This window comes from Streptomyces sp. NPDC037126 (assembly GCF_055605965.1).
In genome coordinates, this window is the sequence record NZ_JBVJTD010000004.1 from 311,793 (window position 1) to 330,255 (window position 18,463).

The 18,463-nt window shown below is 72.4% G+C and carries 17 protein-coding genes and 1 pseudogene; 9 read left to right on the forward strand and 9 right to left on the reverse strand.

From position 1 onward, the window contains the following. Nucleotides 1–47 precede the first annotated feature (47 nt). Complete coding sequence (locus ACZ7FF_RS12970) at nucleotides 48–1,499, forward strand: WGR domain-containing protein (protein WP_470811915.1); 1,452 nt, start codon at nucleotides 48–50, stop codon at nucleotides 1,497–1,499. Nucleotides 1,500–1,509: 10 nt separating this feature from the next. Here the strand turns inward: ACZ7FF_RS12970 and ACZ7FF_RS12975 are convergent, their stop codons facing one another. After that, the gene (locus ACZ7FF_RS12975; protein ID WP_470811917.1) at nucleotides 1,510–3,075 is read right to left on the reverse strand and encodes a glycerol-3-phosphate dehydrogenase/oxidase; all 1,566 of its coding nucleotides are present in this window, start codon (nucleotides 3,073–3,075) and stop codon (nucleotides 1,510–1,512) included. After that, entirely contained in the window at nucleotides 3,072–3,689 is a 618-nt protein-coding gene (locus tag ACZ7FF_RS12980; RefSeq protein WP_470811919.1) for a TetR/AcrR family transcriptional regulator, read from the reverse strand. Before ACZ7FF_RS12980 ends, ACZ7FF_RS12975 begins: the two co-directional genes overlap by 4 nt. A 121-nt stretch (nucleotides 3,690–3,810) precedes the next feature. Here ACZ7FF_RS12980 and ACZ7FF_RS12985 point away from each other — a divergent pair, with 121 nt between their 5' ends. The 3 genes from ACZ7FF_RS12985 to ACZ7FF_RS12995 all read left to right on the forward strand — a co-directional run bounded on the left by ACZ7FF_RS12985 (nucleotide 3,811) and on the right by ACZ7FF_RS12995 (nucleotide 6,878). Then, nucleotides 3,811–5,403 carry an FAD-binding oxidoreductase gene (locus ACZ7FF_RS12985; RefSeq protein ID WP_470811920.1) on the forward strand — a complete coding sequence of 531 codons (1,593 nt, stop codon included), beginning with the start codon at nucleotides 3,811–3,813 and terminating at the stop codon, nucleotides 5,401–5,403. Nucleotides 5,404–5,434: 31 nt separating this feature from the next. Then, nucleotides 5,435–6,334: a diacylglycerol kinase family protein gene (locus ACZ7FF_RS12990; RefSeq protein ID WP_470811921.1), complete on the forward strand. Its 900-nt coding sequence runs from the start codon at nucleotides 5,435–5,437 to the stop codon at nucleotides 6,332–6,334. A gap of 190 nt (nucleotides 6,335–6,524) precedes the next feature. After that, nucleotides 6,525–6,878, forward strand: a complete 354-nt coding sequence (locus tag ACZ7FF_RS12995; protein ID WP_470811922.1) for an NUDIX domain-containing protein — start codon at nucleotides 6,525–6,527, stop codon at nucleotides 6,876–6,878. A gap of 22 nt (nucleotides 6,879–6,900) precedes the next feature. Here the strand turns inward: ACZ7FF_RS12995 and ACZ7FF_RS13000 are convergent, their stop codons facing one another. Together ACZ7FF_RS13000 and ACZ7FF_RS13005 are read right to left on the reverse strand one after the other, a co-directional pair. After that, nucleotides 6,901–7,272 carry a thioesterase family protein gene (locus ACZ7FF_RS13000; protein ID WP_470811924.1) on the reverse strand — a complete coding sequence of 124 codons (372 nt, stop codon included), beginning with the start codon at nucleotides 7,270–7,272 and terminating at the stop codon, nucleotides 6,901–6,903. Between the two features lie 9 nt (nucleotides 7,273–7,281). Continuing rightward, nucleotides 7,282–8,448: an FAD-dependent oxidoreductase gene (locus ACZ7FF_RS13005; RefSeq protein ID WP_470811925.1), complete on the reverse strand. Its 1,167-nt coding sequence runs from the start codon at nucleotides 8,446–8,448 to the stop codon at nucleotides 7,282–7,284. A 100-nt stretch (nucleotides 8,449–8,548) separates the two neighbouring features. Here ACZ7FF_RS13005 and ACZ7FF_RS13010 point away from each other — a divergent pair, with 100 nt between their 5' ends. The 3 genes from ACZ7FF_RS13010 (at nucleotide 8,549) to ACZ7FF_RS13020 (ending at nucleotide 12,920) form a co-directional block, all read left to right on the forward strand. After that, a complete protein-coding gene (locus ACZ7FF_RS13010; RefSeq protein WP_470811926.1) occupies nucleotides 8,549–9,289 on the forward strand; it encodes a TetR/AcrR family transcriptional regulator in 741 nt (246 codons plus the stop codon). A 155-nt stretch (nucleotides 9,290–9,444) separates the two neighbouring features. Beyond that, nucleotides 9,445–10,389, forward strand: a complete 945-nt coding sequence (locus ACZ7FF_RS13015) for a Dyp-type peroxidase (RefSeq protein WP_470811928.1) — start codon at nucleotides 9,445–9,447, stop codon at nucleotides 10,387–10,389. A gap of 47 nt (nucleotides 10,390–10,436) precedes the next feature. Beyond that, the gene (locus tag ACZ7FF_RS13020; protein ID WP_470811930.1) at nucleotides 10,437–12,920 is read left to right on the forward strand and encodes an ATP-dependent Clp protease ATP-binding subunit; all 2,484 of its coding nucleotides are present in this window, start codon (nucleotides 10,437–10,439) and stop codon (nucleotides 12,918–12,920) included. A 2-nt stretch (nucleotides 12,921–12,922) separates the two neighbouring features. Here the strand turns inward: ACZ7FF_RS13020 and ACZ7FF_RS13025 are convergent, their stop codons facing one another. From ACZ7FF_RS13025 to ACZ7FF_RS13040, 4 genes and pseudogenes are all read right to left on the reverse strand, one after another. Then, on the reverse strand, nucleotides 12,923–13,408 hold the full coding sequence (locus tag ACZ7FF_RS13025) for a GreA/GreB family elongation factor (protein WP_470811931.1): 486 nt from the start codon (nucleotides 13,406–13,408) through the stop codon (nucleotides 12,923–12,925). A 316-nt stretch (nucleotides 13,409–13,724) separates the two neighbouring features. Continuing rightward, nucleotides 13,725–13,818, reverse strand: a pseudogene (locus ACZ7FF_RS13030). A 117-nt stretch (nucleotides 13,819–13,935) separates the two neighbouring features. Further along, nucleotides 13,936–14,535, reverse strand: coding sequence for a YdeI/OmpD-associated family protein (locus ACZ7FF_RS13035; protein ID WP_470811933.1), 600 nt, complete (start codon nucleotides 14,533–14,535; stop codon nucleotides 13,936–13,938). A 67-nt stretch (nucleotides 14,536–14,602) separates the two neighbouring features. Beyond that, a complete protein-coding gene (locus ACZ7FF_RS13040; RefSeq protein ID WP_470811934.1) occupies nucleotides 14,603–15,496 on the reverse strand; it encodes a phosphorothioated DNA-binding restriction endonuclease in 894 nt (297 codons plus the stop codon). Between the two features lie 119 nt (nucleotides 15,497–15,615). Here ACZ7FF_RS13040 and ACZ7FF_RS13045 point away from each other — a divergent pair, with 119 nt between their 5' ends. Continuing rightward, a complete protein-coding gene (locus tag ACZ7FF_RS13045) occupies nucleotides 15,616–16,170 on the forward strand; it encodes a YciI family protein (RefSeq protein WP_470811936.1) in 555 nt (184 codons plus the stop codon). A 111-nt stretch (nucleotides 16,171–16,281) separates the two neighbouring features. Here the strand turns inward: ACZ7FF_RS13045 and ACZ7FF_RS13050 are convergent, their stop codons facing one another. Then, nucleotides 16,282–16,896 (reverse strand): hypothetical protein, encoded by a 615-nt coding sequence (locus ACZ7FF_RS13050; RefSeq protein ID WP_470811938.1) that lies wholly within the window; start codon nucleotides 16,894–16,896, stop codon nucleotides 16,282–16,284. A 146-nt stretch (nucleotides 16,897–17,042) separates the two neighbouring features. Between ACZ7FF_RS13050 and proS the strand changes: the two genes are divergently transcribed. Next, nucleotides 17,043–18,455: a proline--tRNA ligase gene (gene proS, locus ACZ7FF_RS13055; protein WP_470811939.1), complete on the forward strand. Its 1,413-nt coding sequence runs from the start codon at nucleotides 17,043–17,045 to the stop codon at nucleotides 18,453–18,455. The last annotated feature ends 8 nt before the right edge of the window (nucleotides 18,456–18,463 follow it).

The following is an 18,463-nucleotide window of genomic DNA, read 5'->3' on the forward strand; positions in this document are numbered from 1 at the left end:
GGGCCGGCGGGAACAACCGCAGGTCCGGCCTTGGGGAGGGGTGTGCCATGTCTGCGGGGTCCGCGCTGTCGAGGACGTATCTGGAGCTGTCCCAGGAGGGCGGCGGCGCCCACAAGTTCTACGAGGTGACGGTGGACGGCCAGGTGGTGACCGTGCGGTACGGCCGGATCGGCGCCGCCGGACAGATTCAGACGACGACGTTCCCCACCACGGAGAAGGCACAGGCCGCCGCCGCGAAGAAGGTCGGCGAGAAGGTCCGCAAGGGGTACGCCCCGGCGGTCCAGGGCCGGCGTGCCCCACGCTCGGTGACCCGGCGTCAGGTCAGCTCGGCCCCGTCCACCGCGCGCGGGGTCGCGCCCGTGCTGTGGCGGTTCCGTACCGGCTCCCCGGCGTTCGGCATCCACGTCGACGACGACCACTGCTGGGTGGGCAACGAGGCGGGGGACGTGTACACCCTGGACCACGAGGGCGCCGTCCTGGCCCGCTTCGGGCTGCCGGACGGCGTGAAGTGCCTGGTCGCCGACGACTTCTGGATCTACGCGGGCTGCGACGACGGCAAGGTCTACGACCTCTCCTCCAAACTGCCCTTCGCCGCCTACGACATCGCCGCCGACGTCGACATCTTCTGGCTGGACATCCACGAGGGCGTGCTGAACGTCTCGGACCGCGACGGCCGGCTCACCGTCATCGACCACGAGGACGAACACCAGTGGGCCCGCCGCAGCCAGGGCGAGCACGCCTGGATGGTCCGTGCCGACGACCGGGCCGTCTACCACGGTCACCAGCGGGGAGTCACCGCCTACGCCCCGGACGGCGGCGGCGGGTTGTGGCACACGCCCACTCATGGCGAGGTGCTGTTCGGCTGGCAGGAGGACGCCGCCGTGTACGCGGGCACCGCGCGCCGCGTCGTCCAGCGCCTGTCGAAGGCGAGCGGCGCGATCGAGGCGACCTACGCCTGCGACGGCGCGGTGTACTCGTGCGCCACCTCGCCGGGCGGCCGGTTCGTCTTCGCCGGGGACGCGGCCTCGTCCGTGTACTGCTTCGACCGGGACGGCACCCGGCTGTGGAAGCTCGGTACGGGCGGCGGCTCGGCACTGTCGATGCAGTACCGCGACGAGCGGCTGTACCTGGTGACCACGGACGGCTCGCTCGTGTGCGTGGACGCGAGCGAGGCCGCCGTCACCGCGGCCCAGCAGGGCACCGTGCCGGTGGCGCGGGACGTCAAGCTCGCCGCCGCCCTGCCGACCTACGCACCGGCCACGGCCGTCGGCGCGGTGGCCACCGTGGTCCAGGCCCCCGCCGGAGCGGTCGTCGTCGAGTGCGTCCAGGAGGCCGGCCGGGTCCGGGTCCACGTGGTGTCCCACGGCTACGACCCGGGCTGGAACGTCCAGTTTCCGCGCGCCATACGCGAGCCGGGCGCGCGCTATGTCGTGGACGCCCTGCACCCGGCGGCGGGCGGCTTCTACCGGGTGCGCGGCGACATCCGTCGCCTGGTGTGAGGCGCCCCCGTCAGCGGCGGGCCACCTCCGCCAGGACCTCCCGGGCGGTCGCGAGCACCTGCTCGCGGTCCTCGGGGACCAGGCCGATGCGGGTGCGCCGGTCCAGCAGGTCGGACTCGTCCAGGGCGCCCTCGTGGCGGACCGCCCAGAGGAGTTCGGCGCGGGTGACGGGATGGCCGGGCAGCACCGGCGCGGACAGCGACGGGTCCTCGGCCGCGAGTGCGTGCACGGCGAGGGCCTCGGTGCCGTACCGGCGGACCAGCCGGCGCGGTACGGGCAGTCCGCGCAACCGCTCGGGTCCGGCGGCGCCGACCAGGGGCAGCGCGGCGGTGCGGGAGGGGGCCGCCGACAGACCCCGGGCCTCGGCCGCGGCGTCCACGGCGTCCTGCGCCATCCGCCGGTAGGTGGTGAGCTTCCCGCCGACCACGGTGGTCACACCGTCGGGCGAGGTCAGCACCGCGTGCCGGCGCGAGATGTCCGAGGTGCGGGCCGGGGCGCCGCCCGGCGAGGTGTCGAGCAGCGGCCGCAGCCCGGCGAAGGCGCCGACCACCTCGTCCCGTCCCACGGGCGTGTCCAGCACCGATCCGAGGACGTCCAGCAGGAAGCCGATGTCGGTCTCGGGCACCTCGGGGACGTCGGGGATCCCGCCCTCGACCGGCTCGTCGGTGAGGCCGACGTAGACCCGGCCGTCACCCTGGGGCAGGACCAGGACGAAGCGGTTGGTCTCGCCGGGGATCGGGATGTGCAGGCCGGCCGGCAGGGTCCCGAGCCGTTCGGAGCGCAGGACCAGATGGGTGCCGCGCGAGGGCCGGATCCGGATGCCGTCGACGAGTCCGCCCGCCCACACCCCGGCGGCGTTGATCACGGCGCGGGCCCTGATCTCGCCCGCCTCGCCGGTGAGTTCGTCGCGGACCCGGGCGCCGCCGCCGGTCAGCTCCAGCACCCTCACCCGGGTCAGGACGCGTGCGCCGTGCGCGGCGGCGGTCCGGGCCAGGGCGGTCACCAGGCGGGCGTCGTCGGTCACCCGGCCGTCCCAGGACAGCAGCCCGCCGCGCAGCCCGGCCGCCCGCACCGAGGGTGCGAGATGCCGGGCCTCCGTGGCCGTGAGGCGGCGCGGGGCGGGCAGCACCTGGCGCGGGGTGCGGGCGGCCAGCCGCAGCATGTCGCCGGCCCTGAACCCCGCCCAGGCCAGGGAGGCCTGCGCCCTCGACACCAGCGGGGTCAGCGGCAGCACGAACGGCTGGGCGGCCACGAGGTGCGGGGCGGTCCGGGTCATCAGCACCCCCCGCTCGACCGCGCTCTCGTGCGCCACGTCGAACTGCGCGGACGCCAGGTAGCGCAGCCCGCCGTGGATGAGCTTCGAGCTCCAGCGGGACGTGCCGAAGGCCAGGTCGTGGGCGTCCACCGCGACGACGTCCAGACCGCGGGCGGCGGCGTCCAGGGCGGCTCCGGCCCCGGTCGCGCCGAGCCCGACGACCAGGACGTCGGCCACCCTGCCGTCCGCGGCCTCAGCCAGTTCCCGGGAGCGCCGGGCCGCGCTGAGGGACGAGCCGGGTATCGCCTCGGGGTTGCTCATGGCGTGAGGGTCCTCTCCAGGAGGGTGCACAGCTCGGCGAGGAAGGCGGCGGAGTCCAGCTCCGGATCGTCCTCGTCGGTCATGGTGCGCAGGGACAGGGTGAAGGACTGCACCGTCAGCAGCAGGGCGCGGGCCTGCCGCTCGGTGTGGCCGGGACGCACGGAGCCGTCCGCGTGCCCCTCGCGCAGGGCCTCGGCCAGCAGCGCGAGGAGCGCCTCCTGGCTCGCCCCGCGCCGGTCGAGCACATAGGGGAGCAGCAGTTCCGGATCGACATCGACGATCTTGTGGAAGAGGGGGTGCGCCCGGAACGCCTCGACCCCCGCCACCAGCCCGGTCACGATCCGGGTTCGCGTGTCCGTGCCGGGGGTGGGGGCGGGGATCGAGCGGGTGGCCACGCCGATCCACTCCCGGGTCATCAGATCGCCCACGAGGGTCCGCAGGTCCGGCCAGCGCCGGTACAGGGTCATCCGGGACACGCCGGCGCGCCGTGCCACGTCGGCGAGGGTGGTGCGGCGGACCCCGACGGCCAGCACGCAGTCGCGCACCGCGTCGAGCACGGGATCGCTGTCCGCGCCGTTCTGACCGTCCGAACCGTTGTGACGAATAGGCGTCATGTGTCACAGTGTAACGCCCCGGGGGCCGGACGGAAGCAGCAGACCGTCGCCGTCGCCCGGTGCGCGGCCGAAGAACCGCCGCGCGAACCGAGCACACCGACCTTGTGAGGACGACCGTTCAATGGACATGCTGTGGAACGGCTGGGGCGACCCGGCCAAGGCGGCACCGCTGCCCGAGACGGTGACCGGACTGCTGCGCGACCTGCTCGGCGTCAAGCCGCGCACCACCCCCGCGCTCGCTCTTGAGGACATCCGCCTGCCCGGCACCACGGCCGACCCCGCCGCCCTGAAGGCGCTCGCCGAGGCCGTGGGCGACGACGAACACGTCCGCACCGACGCGGAGAGCCGCGTCCGGCACACCCGCGGCAAGTCCACCCCCGACCTGCTGCGCCTGCGCGCCGGCGATGTCACCGACGTCCCCCAGGCCGTGGTCCTGCCCGCCTCCCACGACGAGGTCCTCGCCGTGCTGCGCGCCTGCGCCGCACACGGTCTGGCAGTCGTCCCCTTCGGCGGCGGCACCTCCGTCGTGGGCGGACTCGCCCCCGAGCGCCGCGCCTTCGTCGCCCTGGACCTGCGCCGCATGGACGGCCTGCTGGACCTGGACCCCGTCTCGCGCACCGCCGTCCTCCAGCCCGGACTGCGCGCCCCCGAGGCCGAAGCACTGCTCGCCGAACGGGGCTTCACCCTCGGCCACTTCCCGCAGTCCTTCGAATGGGCCACCATCGGCGGTTTCGCCGCAGCCCGCTCCAGCGGACAGGCCTCCGCCGGCTACGGCCGCTTCGACGAGATGGTGCTCGGCATCACCCTGGCCACCCCCGAGGGCACCGTCGAGTCGGGCCGCGCCCCGCGCTCCGCCGCCGGGCCGGACCTGCGCCAGCTGATCCTCGGCTCGGAGGGCGCCTTCGGCGTCATCACCTCCGTCACCGTACGCATCCGCCCCCTGCCCGAGATGCGGGTCTACGAGGGCTGGCGGTTCGCCTCCTTCGCGGAGGGCGCCGCCGCACTGCGCAGGCTCGCCCAGGACGGCCCCCGGCCGACCGTGCTGCGGCTGTCCGACGAGACCGAGACGCTCATCGGCCTGGCCTCACCCGACGCCATCGGCGGAGGCCTGGCGCAGAGCGACGCCGGATGCCTGGCGATCACCGGCTACGAGGGCACGGCCGAGGACACCGCGCGGCGCCGCGAGCAGGCGGCGGCCGTCCTCACGGCCTGCGGCGGCACCCCGCTGGGCACCGAGCCGGGGGAGCGCTGGGCCCACGGCCGCTACTCCGCGCCCTACCTGCGCGACTCCCTGCTCGACGTCGGCGCCTTCGCCGAGACGCTGGAGACCGCGGCCTTCTGGTCCCGCGTCCCCGACCTCTACGCGGCCGTCCGCACCGCGCTGACCGACACCCTCACCCAGGCCGGCACCCCGCCCCTGGTGATGTGCCACATCTCCCACGTGTACGAGAACGGCGCCTCGCTGTACTTCACCGTGGTCAGCGCCCAGGGCGAGGACCCGGTGGCCCACTGGACGCCCGCCAAGCAGGCGGCCAACGAGGCGGTCCTCGCCGCGGGCGGCACGATCTCACACCACCACGGGGTGGGCACCGACCACCGCGACTGGTACGTCAGGGAAGCCGGGGAACTGGCCGTCGAGGCACTGCGCGCCGTCAAGCGCCGACTGGACCCCGACGGACTGCTCAACCCCGGCGTCCTGCTGCCCACCGACTGACCCCAGACCCGCCTGCCCCGGAGGCACACCGATGCGACAGTTCACCGCCGTCGTCAACCCGACCGCGGGCGGCTCCACCGCGGCGGCCACGCTGCTCCAGGTGGCCCGCCTGCTCCGGGAGGCCGGGGCCGGGCTGGAGACCGAGTACAGCCACAGCCTGGCCAACGCCCAGGACATCGCCCGCCGGGCCGGCGAGCAGGGCCGGATCGTGCTTGCCGTGGGCGGCGACGGCATCGCCGGCGGTATCGGCGGCGCGCTGAGCGGTACCGGAACCGTCCTCGGCCTGGTACCCGCGGGGCGTGGCAACGACTTCGCCCGCGCCCTGGACCTGCCCGCCGACCCCGCCGCGCTCGCGGACATCCTGCTGCACGCCGAGCCGCGGCCCGTCGACACCATCGAGGTGGAGTCGGCCGTCCATCGGGGCACGGTCGTCCTCGGCAGCGTGTACGCCGGTGTCGACGCGCTCGCCAACCGGCACGCCAATCACGCCCGGCTGCTGCGCGGCGCCGCCTCGTACTACGCGGGCGGCCTGCGTGCCGTCACCACCTGGCGGCCGGCCGACTACCGCGTCACGGTCGACGGGGAGGAGTACGCCCACCGCGGCTACACGGTCGTCGCCGCCAACTCGCCCTACTACGGCTCCGGTCGGCTGATCGCCCCCGGCGCACGGGTCGACGACGGCCTGCTGCACGTCGTGATGATCCGGGAGGCACCGCGCCGGCTGTTCTTCGCCATGATGAACGAGCTGAAGACGGGCGCCCATGTGCGCCGCCCGGAGGTGCGCGTCCTGCGCGGCAAGGAGCTGCGCATCGAGGCCGCCCGCCCCGTCCCCTACGGCGCCGACGGCGAGGTGGAGGCCACCCTGCCCGTGACCGTACGGGTACGGCCCGGAGACCTGCCGGTGCTGTACCGGCCGGCGGCCCTGTCCTGACCGTCCCCGTCGCTGCGCACGGAGAACGCCGGACCCCTCGCCGCGCCGGGCGACGAGGGCCGGCGGCCCGACGCCCACCCGGTCACGGGAATTCCCCACCACATCCCCCATGCTTCACGCCCCGGCGCCTGGGTAGGGAAGCAGCACCCGGCCGGACGGCCGGAAGTGGAGCGGGGGAGAGGTGTCATCCATGGTGCCGGAGCAGACCGAGGGCGTGGTGCTCGCGGTCGTCGTGTACGACGGACGGGTGCTGCTGGTCCGGTCCGGGGACGGTTGGGGCCTGCCGTCGGGCGGTCCGGAACCGGCCGAGACGGCGGAGGCGACCGCGGCGCGCGTCGTCTACGAACTCACCGGCTACCTCGTCGACGGCTCCTCGGCGCTGGACGGAGCCCCGGCCGTGGTGTGCCAGCTGCTGAGCGAGGACCCCTCGGGCGGCGCCCGCCTGGCGCCGGACCAGATCCACTGGGCACCGATCGCCGAGACCGCACGGACGGCGTTGCCCACCGTCGTGCGCGACTACCTGCAGGGGCACACGCCCGTGTGAGCCGGCTCCGGGCCGCTCCCGGTCAGTGGTCCGCCGCCGGATCCGGCGCCTCCGCCAGGAAGTGGTGCCGGTCGACGATCGCCCGGTCGATCTCGCCCTCCGCCACCAGCCGGCCCGCACCGTCGACCGCCCACACCGGAAAGGTCAGCCGCCGGCCCGCGGGTTCGGCCGGTGGCTCGACGATCACCTCGATCCGGCCGCCCACCCGCGTCGCGCACAGGTGCCGGAGGCGGACCGCGGTGCCCACCGTGGTCTCGCCCGTCCCCGCGAACTCAGCCGCTGCCCGCAACGTCGCCTCCTCCATCCACGCGATCAGCCGCGGGGTGGCGAGCACGGGCACATCACCGCTGCCCACCGTCAGCGCGGTGTCGGCATCCGTCACTTCGTGGCGCATCACCCCACGCTAGCGCCGGAAAGCCCCCAGGGAACCTTGAACCTGTGCCGGCTCGGGTCGTTCCGGGTGCGGGACGAAGGCGGGTAGCGCGGCGAGGCTGTGGCGCACGGCCTCGCCGCCGTACTCGAACATCTGCCGCTCGTAGTCGCCGACCGCGCCGATGAGGTCTTGGCGGCGCTCGACGGCGCCGATCAGGCAGCGGCGCAGCAGGTCGGCGTCGCGCAGGGCGGTGTTCGCACCGTTGCCGCCGGTCGGGGAGGTGGCGTGGATGGCGTCTCCGAGCAGCATGACCGGACCGGGCGCCCAGCGCTCGCGGGGCTCGACGACCCGGATGGACAGCAGGGCGCTGTTGTCCGGGTCCGCCTGCTCGACGAGCGCCCGCAGCTCCGGGTGCCAGCCTTCCATCCTGGACAGCACGGCCTCCCGCGCGGTCGGGTCCTCCAGCGAGCCGTCCGGCGGAAGGATCATGGCCCAGCGTACGTAGTCGCCGATGTCGGGCAGCGTGACTTCGGGGGCCAGTCGTTCGGCGGCTCGCCTCGGCGGGGTACGGAAGCGCATCGCGCCGAGCAGCAGGCTGACGCCGTCGCCCGCGATCTTCGAGCCATAGGCCCTGGACAGGCCGGCGAACTCGTCGGTCAGCGGGGTGCGGCCGATGACGAACCGGACGCCGGTGTCGGTCGGGGTGGTCTGCGGCGACAGCACCCCGCGGACCGCGGAGGCGACGCCGTCCGCGCCGACGAGCAGATCGGCGGTGGCCGGGTCCCGGCGGGCGAACTGGGCTCGGACCCTGCCGTCGTCCAGCACGTCGTAGCCGGTCAGCGCGGCATCGGTGTGCACGGTCAGGCCGGTCAGCAGCAGGTGTCGCAGCACCTGCCGGTCGACCACGATGCCGGTCCGGCCCGCGCCGAGCCTGCCGATCGCGTTCAGCTGCGGGTCCAGGACCAGTTGCTCGGCCGAGGCGTCCATGACGATCTCGTCCAGCAGCGGGTGCCAGCGCGTCGGCAGGCAGTCGCGCACGGCCTGGAAGCCGGTCGGGTTCAGCACGAGCCGGTAGCCCTGGAACCGCGCGGTGATCCCCGGGTCGCGCTCGTACACGTCGGCCTCGATCCCGGCACCCCGCAGACCCTGCGCGAGAGCCAGACCTCCCAGACCGGCTCCGACCACGGAAACTCGCATCACACACCTCCTGGACAGACATCCGAACGAACTTAGTTCTGCATATACGATCTAAGTTCTAAGAGGCGAACTTAGATCGTGTCAAGCTATGGTGACGGGTATGCCCGCTGATCCCCGACGACGCCGAGCAGCTCGCCATGCCCAGCCCGCTGGGGAGCCCGCAGCGGCGCCCCCGCGCAAGAAGCCCATCACGGTCGACCGGATCACCGACGCCGCCCTGCAGGTCGTGGCCACCGAGGGCTACGAGGCGCTGACCATCCGGCGAGTCGCCGCGGTGCTCGGCACCGGGCCGTCGTCGCTGTACGCACACATCGTCGGCAAGGAGGACATCGACGATCTGCTCGTCGGCCGGCTCTGCTCCGAGGTCGTGCTGCCCGAACCGGACCCGGCCGTGTGGCGCGAGCAGATCCGCGACGTGTACGCGCAGATCCGCGACCAGTACCTGAAATACCCCGGAGTCTCCCGTGCCGCGCTGGGCGTGGTCCCCACCAACCTCTCCACGTTGCGGGTCAGGGAAGGGCTTCTGGCGATCCTGCTCGCCGGCGGAATCGAACCGCAGAGGGCCGCCTGGGTGCTCGATGCCCTGTCCCTCTACGTCAGCGCCTACGCCCTGGAGCAGTCGCTGGTCCAGCAGCGGCGCAGACACCCGGACCAGGAGTGGGTCCTCGGCCGCGAAGAGCTGATCCACCGGTTCACCGCACTGCCGGCCGACACGTTTCCACAGACCCGACGCCATGCCGCCGAGCTGACCTCCGGGACCGGACACGACCGGTTCGACTTCACCCTCGGCCTGATCACGGACAACCTCACGCAGCCGACACCGGCATCCGACATCGGGTGAACCCCGCGGCCCGAGGCGGCTCCGTACCGGCGTGACAGGGTTCCTGCCGGCACCCGGACCTGCCGAGCCGCCGATGCCGGGCCATGCTGGAACGGACCCGCTTCGCCCGTGCGCGCGGCACGTCCGGTGCGCACCTCACGAGGAGGCTGGCTCCCGTGCCCGAGTCGCAACCTGTCATCGTCCCGCCGGCCAGGGCCGCCGTGTTCCTCGTCTGCACCGTCGAACAGGGCGGTGAGGAGACGGTCCGGGACCTGCTCGAGGACGTGTCGGCGCTGCGCCGGTCGGTCGCCTTCCGCGCGCCCCCCGAGGAACTCAGCTGTGTCGTCGGCATCGGGTCGGCGGCGTGGGACCGCCTGTTCAGCGGGCCGCGGCCACGGGAACTGCACCCCTTCGTCGACCTCGACGGCCCGGCCCACCAGGCCCTGGGCACCCCCGGCGACCTCCTCTTCCACGTCCGCTCCCAGCGCATGGACCTCTGCTTCGAACTGGCCCGGCTGCTCAGCGAGCGACTCGGCGCGGCGGCCACCGTGGTCGACGAGGTGCACGGGTTCAAGTTCTTCGACGAACGCGACCTGCTCGGATTCGTGGACGGCAGCGAGAACCCCGAGGGGCGGATCGCGGCCGACGCGGTGTTCGTCGGGGACGAGGACGCGGAATTCAGCGGCGGCAGCTATGTGATCGTCCAGAAGTACCTGCACGACATGACCGCCTGGAACACCCTGTCGGCCGAGGAACAGCAGAACGTCATCGGGCGCACCAAGCTCGCCAACATCGAACTCGACGACGACGTGAAGCCCGCCGACTCCCACGTGGCGCTCAACACCATCACCGACGAGCACGGCAACGAACGCAAGATCGTGCGCGAGAACATGCCCTTCGGAAACATCGCCCAGGGCGAGTTCGGCACCTACTTCATCGGTTACGCCCGCACCCCCGACGTCACGGAGGAAATGCTGAGGAACATGTTCCTCGGCAGGAAGCCGGGACAGCACGACCGGATCCTGGACTTCTCCGTCGCCGTCACGGGCTGCCTCTTCCACGTGCCGACCATCGGCTTCCTCGACGACCTCCCGGCCCCGCCTCCGCTTGCGGGGCACTGACCCTCGGGTTTCAGTGAATACCGACCCCTTGCGCACCAGGAGCAGTCATGTCGATGTCGTTCGGCGCACCGTTCGGTTCACAGGACCCGTTCAGTGAGTTGTTCAACCGGTTCTTCGGTATGTCACCGGCGTCGTCACCACCCGCGGTGCAGCGGGTGCCGATCGGACGGCTGCTGACGGAGTCGTCGCAGGAACTCCTCAACCTGGCCGCGCAGAAGGCGGTCGAGGACGGAACGTCCGACCTCGACACCGAGCACCTGCTCTGGGCGGCGACGAGGGTCGACCCGTCGCGCAGGCTCCTGGCGCAGGTCGGAGTCGATCCCGACACGCTCGCCGACGAACTCGCCAAGGTCCTGCCGCACGAGGCCGGCGAGCCCTCCGCGCAACCGGGGCTCACCCCGGCGGCCAAGCGCACCCTCGGCGCCGCCTACGCCCGGTCCCAGGCGGCCGGTGTGTCCTACATCGGCCCCGAGCACATCCTGAGCGCACTGCTGGGCGACAGCGACACCGGAGCCGCCCGGATGCTGCGCGCCGAGGGCCTGGACACCAAGAAGCTGACGGGCCTGTCCGAGCAGGCCGGCCGAAGCGAGGGCCAGCCGGCCGAACGCAAGCAGCCGGCCACCACCCTCGACGAGTTCGGCCGGGACCTGACCGAGGAGGCCAGGGCCGGCAGGCTCGACCCGGTGGTGGGGCGTGCCGAGGAGATCGAGCAGACGGTCGAGATCCTCTCCCGGCGCTCGAAGAACAACCCCGTGCTCATCGGCGAACCCGGCGTCGGCAAGACCGCCATCGTCGAGGGACTGGCCCAGCGCATCGTGGCCGGAGAGGTCCCCGACACCCTGAAGGACAAGCGGGTCGTGGTGCTCGACATGTCGGGGCTGGTGGCCGGTGCGCAGTACCGCGGCCAGTTCGAGGAGCGGCTGAAGAAGGTCATCGAGGACGTCCAGGCGGCCAGCGGCGACATCATCCTGTTCATCGACGAACTGCACACGGTCGTCGGCGCCGGTGCGACCGGCGAGGGCGCCATGGACGCGGGCAACATGCTCAAGCCCGCGCTGGCGCGCGGGGAACTCCATGTCGTCGGCGCCACCACCATCGACGAGTACCGCAAGTACGTGGAGAAGGACGCCGCCCTGGAACGCCGCTTCCAGCCGGTGATGGTCCCGGAACCGACCGTCGAGGAGACGGTCCAGATCCTCGAGGGCCTGCGGGACGCCTACGAGGCGCACCACCAGGTCCGCTTCGACGACGGGGCCCTGGCGGCCGCCGCCGAACTGTCGGACCGCTACATCACCGACCGGTTCCTGCCCGACAAGGCCATCGACGTGATGGACCAGGCCGGTGCCCGGGTGCGGCTGCGCGGCGTCGGCCGCTCCACCGAGATCGTCAGCCGCGAGGACCGGATCGCCAAGCTCCGCCGGGAGCTCGAACAGGCCGTGTCCGCCGAGGACTTCGAGAAGGCCTCGGAGCTGAAGCGGGAGGTCGCCGAGGTGGAGGGCGAACTCGCCGGGATCGAGGAGCGCCGCGAGGGCGTCGTCTCCGTCAAGGCCTCGGACATCGCCGACGTCGTCTCCCGGCGCACCGGCATCCCGGTCTCCCAGCTCACCGCCAGCGAGAAGGAGAAGCTCCTGAAGCTGGAGGAGGAGATGCACGACCGGATCGTCGGCCAGGACGAGGCGGTCACCGCGGTCTCCCAGGCCGTGCGACGCAACCGCGCCGGCATGGGCGACCCGAACCGCCCCGTGGGGTCGTTCCTGTTCCTCGGCCCCACCGGTGTCGGCAAGACCGAACTCGCCAAGACCCTCGCCGCCCTGCTGTTCGGCGAGGAGGACCGCATGATCCGCTTCGACATGAGCGAGTTCCAGGAGAAGCACACCGTCGCCCGGCTCGTCGGCGCACCTCCCGGGTACGTCGGCTACGAGGAGGCGGGCCAGCTGACCGAGAAGGTGCGCCGCCGGCCGTACAGCGTGGTGCTGTTCGACGAGGTGGAGAAGGCCCACCCGGACGTCTTCAACACACTGCTGCAGATCCTCGACGACGGACGTCTGACCGACGCCCAGGGCCGCACCGTCGACTTCCGGCACTGCGTCGTCATCATGACGTCCAACATCGGCGCGCACCGCATCCTCGACCACAAGGGCGATGTGTCCGACCTCAAGGACGAGTTGATGGACGACCTGCGGGGCCGGTTCCTGCCGGAGTTCCTCAACCGCATCGACGACATCATCATCTTCCACGCGCTCACCGAGACGGATCTGTCGCAGATCGTCGACCACCTGCTGGACCAGAGCAAGCACCGGGTGCGCGCCCAGGGCATGCAGCTGGAGGTCACGGAGTCCGCCAAGAAGCTGCTGATCGCGCACGGCCACCAGCCGGAGTTCGGCGCCCGTCCGCTGCGCCGCACGATCCAGGCGGAACTCGACAACCGCATCGCCACGCTCCTGCTCAGCGGCGACGCCGAGCCCGGGGACACGATCATCGCGGACGTGGTCGACGACTCCCTGCACTGCTCGGTGCGGAAGAACGACTGAACCTAAGGCCCTTCCGGCGCGCCGCCCGGCTCACCGATCGACACCACGACCGCGCGGGTGTGCCCGTCCGGTGTGTCGTACTGCACGGTGTCACCCGGTCGGCGTCCGAGCAGCGCACGGCCGAGCGGGCTGTCGGCCGTGACCAGGTTCTGGTCCAGCGCCTCGGCGACCTCGCCGAGCTGCAGGGTCTCCAGCGAGCCGTCCTCGAAGCGAACGGTGACCGTGCTGCCCACGCCGACCTCGTCGGTGCGCGCGGGGCCCGCCAGATCTGCCTGCCGCAGCCGGTCGGTGATGTCCGCGATACGACGGTCCAGGCGATCGAGCTGGTCGGCCCGCTGCAACTCGTCGGCCTGATCGGCCTGGTCGCCCACCTGCGTGGCGTCCTTCAGTGTTCCGGCGACCAGCCCGCGCTCGTCGCGCAGATCGGCCAGTTCTTGCTCCAGCGCGCGACGGGCCTCGGCGCTGATCGGCTCGGGGGCACCGGTCATTCCTGCTCCTCTGTGCCGGCGGGGGCTTTCCTTCGGCATCGTAAGCGGTGGAGAGGTGGAAGATCCGGAGATATCGTGATCGTGCGTGTTTTCCTGATTCGCCCCTCTTCGACCCCTCACCAGGAGGTTCGCATGTCCTCGAAGCGACGTCGCAAGAAGAAGTCCCGCGCCAAGCACGCGGCGAACCACGGCCGCCGTCCCCAGTCCTGACGTCTGCGGGATTCAGGGACCAAGGCAGCCGTCAGGCGCTTCGCCGACGCCCGCTGACCACCAGCCGAGCGGCGTCGCCCGTGACCTGCCGACTGCCTTGGCCCAGCGGAGAGGGCAGGATTCGAACCTGCGTGGACCTCATGGATCCGACCTCGAGACTTGCTCGCGGGTCCCCGATGAACCGCTCCGGGCACCTCTCCTCGCTCCCGGCCTCGCGGTCTCCCGCTCCGCCGTTCACATGGACAAGAGTGCCCGCGGCCGCTGACCCCACGCTGACGCGCCGCTGACAGCACCGGTTCCGGCCCCGGCCGGGTGCGTCAGGGATGGATCTTCCGCTGGTCGGCGAGCATGGCGACGAACTTGGCGATGCGGGCCGCCCGCGTCTCCGGCTTCCTCGCGTCCTGGACGCGGTGCAGGATCGAGTACCGGTTGCGGCCGTCCAGCGTGGCGAAGAAGGCGGCCGCCTCGGGTACGGCGTCCAGGGCCGCACGGAGGTCGTCGGGCACCGTCGCCCTGCTCTGACCGGCGTACGCCGCCGCCCAGCGGCCGTCCGCCCGGGCCTTCTCCACCTCCCGCAGGCCGGCCGGCCGCATCCGGCCCCGCTCGATGAGCCCGACGGCCTTCTCCCGGTTCACCTGGGACCACCTGCTGCCCGGTCGCCGCGGGGTGAAGCGCTGCAGCCAGTGCAGCTCGTCGAGCTTCTTCTTCTGCCCGTCGATCCAGCCGTGGCAGAGCGCCGACTCCAGTGCCTCCGCGTAGGAGACACCGCCCAGTCCGGAGTCCTTGCGGGGGATCTTCAGCCACACGCCCGTGACGTCCGCGTGGTGCTCCTCCAGCCACTCCTCCCACGCGTCCTGCGTGGGGAAGGCGAGCACCGGATCCGTCGTGTCCCGCGGTCCACCAGACATGGCCCTCATGAAATCCCAGCCCGGCGGCGCGGTCAATCCGGGCACCGTGCGCCGCTGACGTGGTGCCCGGAGCGGGTCAGGCCGAGGCGGCCGGGCGTGGTACGCCGTGGAAGACCTGCCGGGCGTGCCAGTCCCGGTGGGCGGCCGCGACGGGGCGCGCGCCCGGCTGGGGCCCGACGACCGGGCGGCCCGAGAGAGCCGTGACGTGCTCGCGGGCCGCGGCGCTGTGACCGACGAACTCCTGCGAGACCAGGATGCGGTGACCGTCACCGACACCGAGGACACCCTTGTCGAACAGCTTGTGGTGCAGCGAGCACAGACACAGGCCGTTGTCGACGTCGTCGGGTCCGCCGAACGCCCACCAGCGCACGTGCGCGGCCTCCAGCCCGACCGGAACCGCCCCGATCCTGCCGTCGTAACCGCAGAAGGCGCACCGGTACTCGTACGCGGTCAGCACGGACTCCCGCATGCGGCGGTCCCGTTGGCGCCGGGCGGCCGAGAGCGTTGTGGCCTCCGCGGGCTCCGGTTCCAGACCGACCGCCTCGCACAACTCGCCGTGGAGCGAGGGCGGGAAGTGCAGATCGAGCAGCAACCGCGAGAGCCGGCCGAGGAGCTGGGGCTCGTGCCTCAGCGCTGTCCTCAGTTCCGGCACCAGACGCCCCGTGGCGCCCGTCGCGCGCAGATCGCGCACACCGGTCCCGGGACTGCCGGGCCCGCGCTCGGTGCGCACCTCCCACACGCCGTCGCCGACCAGGTGGTGGAACGGATAGGCGGGCGTGGTCCGGTGGGGCGGCCCGTACTCGGTGAGCAGCCTGCGCAGGTCCTCCTCCACGGCGCTGTACCGCAGTTCGTCCTCGGCGTCGCGCTGGAACCGGCCGAGCGCGTACAGGAACAGCAGCGGCTTGTGCGGCGCCCGCGTCCCGCTCCTGGTCCACTGCCTGAGTGTCGCCGCCCGCTCCATCCAGTCCATGGCCGGTGATCGTACCGACGCACCCGCGCACGACCGCGCGTGCCCGGACACTTCCCGGCCGGACCGGTGTCCGGGAAAACGACGTGAGGGCGCGGCGGGCGGTGGGGGAGAGTGGGCACATGGAGTACTTCTGTTACCACCGCGACCGGCCCGGAGCCCTGGCACTGCGCGACGACCTGCTCGAGGAGCACTGGTCCTACATGGACCGGTTCGGTAAGGAGATGATCGCCCGGGGCCCGACGCTCGCCGGTGACGGGGACACACCCACCGGCAGCGTGCACATCCTCGGCCTGCCGGATCCCGCCGCGGCACGCGCGTTCGCGTTCGAGGAGCCGGGCTACCAGGCGGGCGTGTACCGCGACGTGCTGCTGCGCCGGTGGCGCAACACACTGGGGCGCACCATGTGGGAGTTCCCCGGCGGCCGGACCGGTGGCCGCCGGTACCTGGTGCTCGGACTGGGCTCGGGGGAGCCCGCCGACCTCACCGTGCCGTCCGGACGGCGGGACGAGCTGATCGCCTACGGGCCCCTGCTGTCCGACGACGGCACCGCCTGGCTCGGAACGGCGGCCCTGCTGCGCGCGCCCGACCCGGACTCCGCGCGCACCGTACTGACCGGCGACCGGTATGACGGTATCGAGGTCCACGACTGGCAGTTCGGCGGGCGTCAGACATGACGACGGTCAGGCCGGCGTCCTGCCCGGCACCCGGCCGGGGCCCGTCCCGCCGCGCCCGCGGGACGGCCTCACCGGGCGGTCACGGCCCCCGTACACCGGCCCGCGGCGGTGTCACGCCGTCTCCGGCCCGTCCTCGCCCGCGGCCTTCGCCTCCGGCGTGGGGGGAACGGTGTAGTAGACGGAGCTGCCCTGCTTGACGCGCTGGGCGTGGTTCCTGGCCACCAGGTTCTCCAGGGTGGTGCGTACGACCTTGGTCTGGACGCCCCGGTCGGCGTGTGCGCGTTCCAGCGACTCGGTGACCTCCGCCGCCGACCGGGGCTCGCTCTGCTCCGAGAGGTGCGTGCGGACGAGTTCGACCAGGGTGGGCCGGGACGCCTTGGGGGCCTCCTTCTTGGCGGACTTGGCGGACTTGACGGACCGCTTCACTGGGCCGGTCGCCTCCTTGGTGTCCTTCCTCGCCGCCCGGCGGCCGCCGGGCACGGTCGCCGTCTTCTTCCGCGGCGCGGGCACCGCCGCCGTGCCGGTCGCCGGGGCCGTGACACCGAGAGCCTGCCGCATGCTCACCAGGACCGCGTGGTTGCGCTGCAGGGTGGCCAACTGCTCCTGCAGGGAGGCGATTTCGGTGCCGATGCGCTCCTGCTCCTTGAGGTTGTGCTCGAGGTCGGTGGTCACCTGGCTGACGTACTGGGAGGTCAACTCGGTGACATGTACGGAGTTCTCAGGCATGTGCTCTCCGTTCGGAGGTGTGGGGCGTGCCGGGCACCTGGATGATACGGGTGGCTCGCCCTTTTTCCACCGAGACCGAGGGGAAGCATCCGAACCGGGCGTAAACGACTGGCGTGCGCGAAGGTCCGGGACCTACTCTGCGCGACATGGCGAAAGCACCCGTGCTCACACCCCGGGCGGACGACTTCCCGCGCTGGTACCAGGACCTGGTCGGCAAGGCCGAACTGGCCGAGAACGGGCCGGTGCGCGGCACCATGGTCATCCGACCGTACGGCTACGGCCTGTGGGAGCGGATGCAGCAGGAGCTGGACGCCCGCATCAAGGCGGCCGGGGCGCAGAACGCGTACTTCCCGCTCTTCATCCCGCAGTCGTACCTGACGAGGGAGGCCGAGCACGTCGAGGGCTTCGCGCCCGAGCTCGCCGTGGTCACGCACGGCGGCGGCAAGGAGCTGGAGGAGCCCGTCGTCGTACGGCCCACCTCCGAGACGATCGTCAACGAGTACTTCTCCAAGTGGGTGCAGAGCTACCGCGACCTTCCCCTGCTGATCAACCAGTGGGCGAACGTGGTGCGTTGGGAGCTGCGCCCGCGTGTGTTCCTGCGGACGACCGAGTTCCTCTGGCAGGAGGGCCACACCGCACACGCCCGCTACGAGGACGCCCGGGACTACGCCGCGCACATTCACCGGAACGTGTACGCCGACTTCATGGAGAACGTCCTCGCCATGGACGTCGTACCGGGACGCAAGACCGCCCGGGAGCGGTTCGCGGGCGCCGTCAACACCCTCACCCTGGAGGGCATGATGGGCGACGGCAAGGCGCTCCAGCTGGGCACGAGCCATGAGCTCGGACAGAACTTCGCCAAGGCCTTCGACACGCGGTACCTGTCGAAGGACGGCCGGCAGGAACACGTCTGGCAGACGTCATGGGGCTCCACCACACGGATGGTCGGCGCGCTGGTGATGATGCACGGGGACGACGACGGTCTGTGCGTCCCGCCGCGTCTGGCCCCGGTCCAGGCGGTCGTCCTCGCCGTCAAGGACGACGCGGGCGTGCGGGCCAAGGCCCACGAGATCGGCGACCGGCTGACCGCGGCGGGCGTGCGCGTCCGCGTCGACGACCGCACGGACCTGCCGTTCGGCCGCCGGTCCGTCGACTGGGAACTCAAGGGCGTGCCGGTACGGATCGAGGTGGGGCCGCGCGGCCTGGAGAGCGGCACCGCCGTGCTGGTCCGCCGCATCGCGGGCGGCAAGCAGCCGATGGCCCTGGAAGCGCTCGCCGCCCGCCTGCCCGAGGTGCTGGAGGAGGACCAGGCGCTGCTGCTGGCCCGCTCCCGCGAGCGCCGCGAGCAGCGCACCGTCGAGGTCACCACGGTGGAGGAGGCCGTGGAGGCGGCGGGCACCGGCTGGGCACGCATCCCCTGGGCCGCGCTGGGCCCCGGGGGCGAGGCGAGGCTCGCCGAGCGGGGAGTGACCGTGCGCTGCCTGGTCGCCCCCGACGGGTCGGTCCCCGGGAGCGACGACCAGCCGGGCAACATCGCCGTGGTGGCGCGCGCCTACTGACTCGCCAC

Coding starts and splice junctions, on each gene's coding strand:
- ACZ7FF_RS12970 (WP_470811915.1), top strand. CDS start 48: ATGTCTGCGGGGTCCGCGCTGTCGAGGACGTATCTGGAGCTGTCCCAG.
- ACZ7FF_RS12975 (WP_470811917.1), bottom strand. CDS start 3,075: ATGAGCAACCCCGAGGCGATACCCGGCTCGTCCCTCAGCGCGGCCCGG.
- ACZ7FF_RS12980 (WP_470811919.1), bottom strand. CDS start 3,689: ATGACGCCTATTCGTCACAACGGTTCGGACGGTCAGAACGGCGCGGAC.
- ACZ7FF_RS12985 (WP_470811920.1), top strand. CDS start 3,811: ATGGACATGCTGTGGAACGGCTGGGGCGACCCGGCCAAGGCGGCACCG.
- ACZ7FF_RS12990 (WP_470811921.1), top strand. CDS start 5,435: ATGCGACAGTTCACCGCCGTCGTCAACCCGACCGCGGGCGGCTCCACC.
- ACZ7FF_RS12995 (WP_470811922.1), top strand. CDS start 6,525: ATGGTGCCGGAGCAGACCGAGGGCGTGGTGCTCGCGGTCGTCGTGTAC.
- ACZ7FF_RS13000 (WP_470811924.1), bottom strand. CDS start 7,272: ATGCGCCACGAAGTGACGGATGCCGACACCGCGCTGACGGTGGGCAGC.
- ACZ7FF_RS13005 (WP_470811925.1), bottom strand. CDS start 8,448: ATGCGAGTTTCCGTGGTCGGAGCCGGTCTGGGAGGTCTGGCTCTCGCG.
- ACZ7FF_RS13010 (WP_470811926.1), top strand. CDS start 8,549: ATGCCCGCTGATCCCCGACGACGCCGAGCAGCTCGCCATGCCCAGCCC.
- ACZ7FF_RS13020 (WP_470811930.1), top strand. CDS start 10,437: ATGTCGATGTCGTTCGGCGCACCGTTCGGTTCACAGGACCCGTTCAGT.
- ACZ7FF_RS13025 (WP_470811931.1), bottom strand. CDS start 13,408: ATGACCGGTGCCCCCGAGCCGATCAGCGCCGAGGCCCGTCGCGCGCTG.
- ACZ7FF_RS13035 (WP_470811933.1), bottom strand. CDS start 14,535: ATGAGGGCCATGTCTGGTGGACCGCGGGACACGACGGATCCGGTGCTC.
- ACZ7FF_RS13040 (WP_470811934.1), bottom strand. CDS start 15,496: ATGGACTGGATGGAGCGGGCGGCGACACTCAGGCAGTGGACCAGGAGC.
- ACZ7FF_RS13045 (WP_470811936.1), top strand. CDS start 15,616: ATGGAGTACTTCTGTTACCACCGCGACCGGCCCGGAGCCCTGGCACTG.
- ACZ7FF_RS13050 (WP_470811938.1), bottom strand. CDS start 16,896: ATGCCTGAGAACTCCGTACATGTCACCGAGTTGACCTCCCAGTACGTC.
- proS (WP_470811939.1), top strand. CDS start 17,043: ATGGCGAAAGCACCCGTGCTCACACCCCGGGCGGACGACTTCCCGCGC.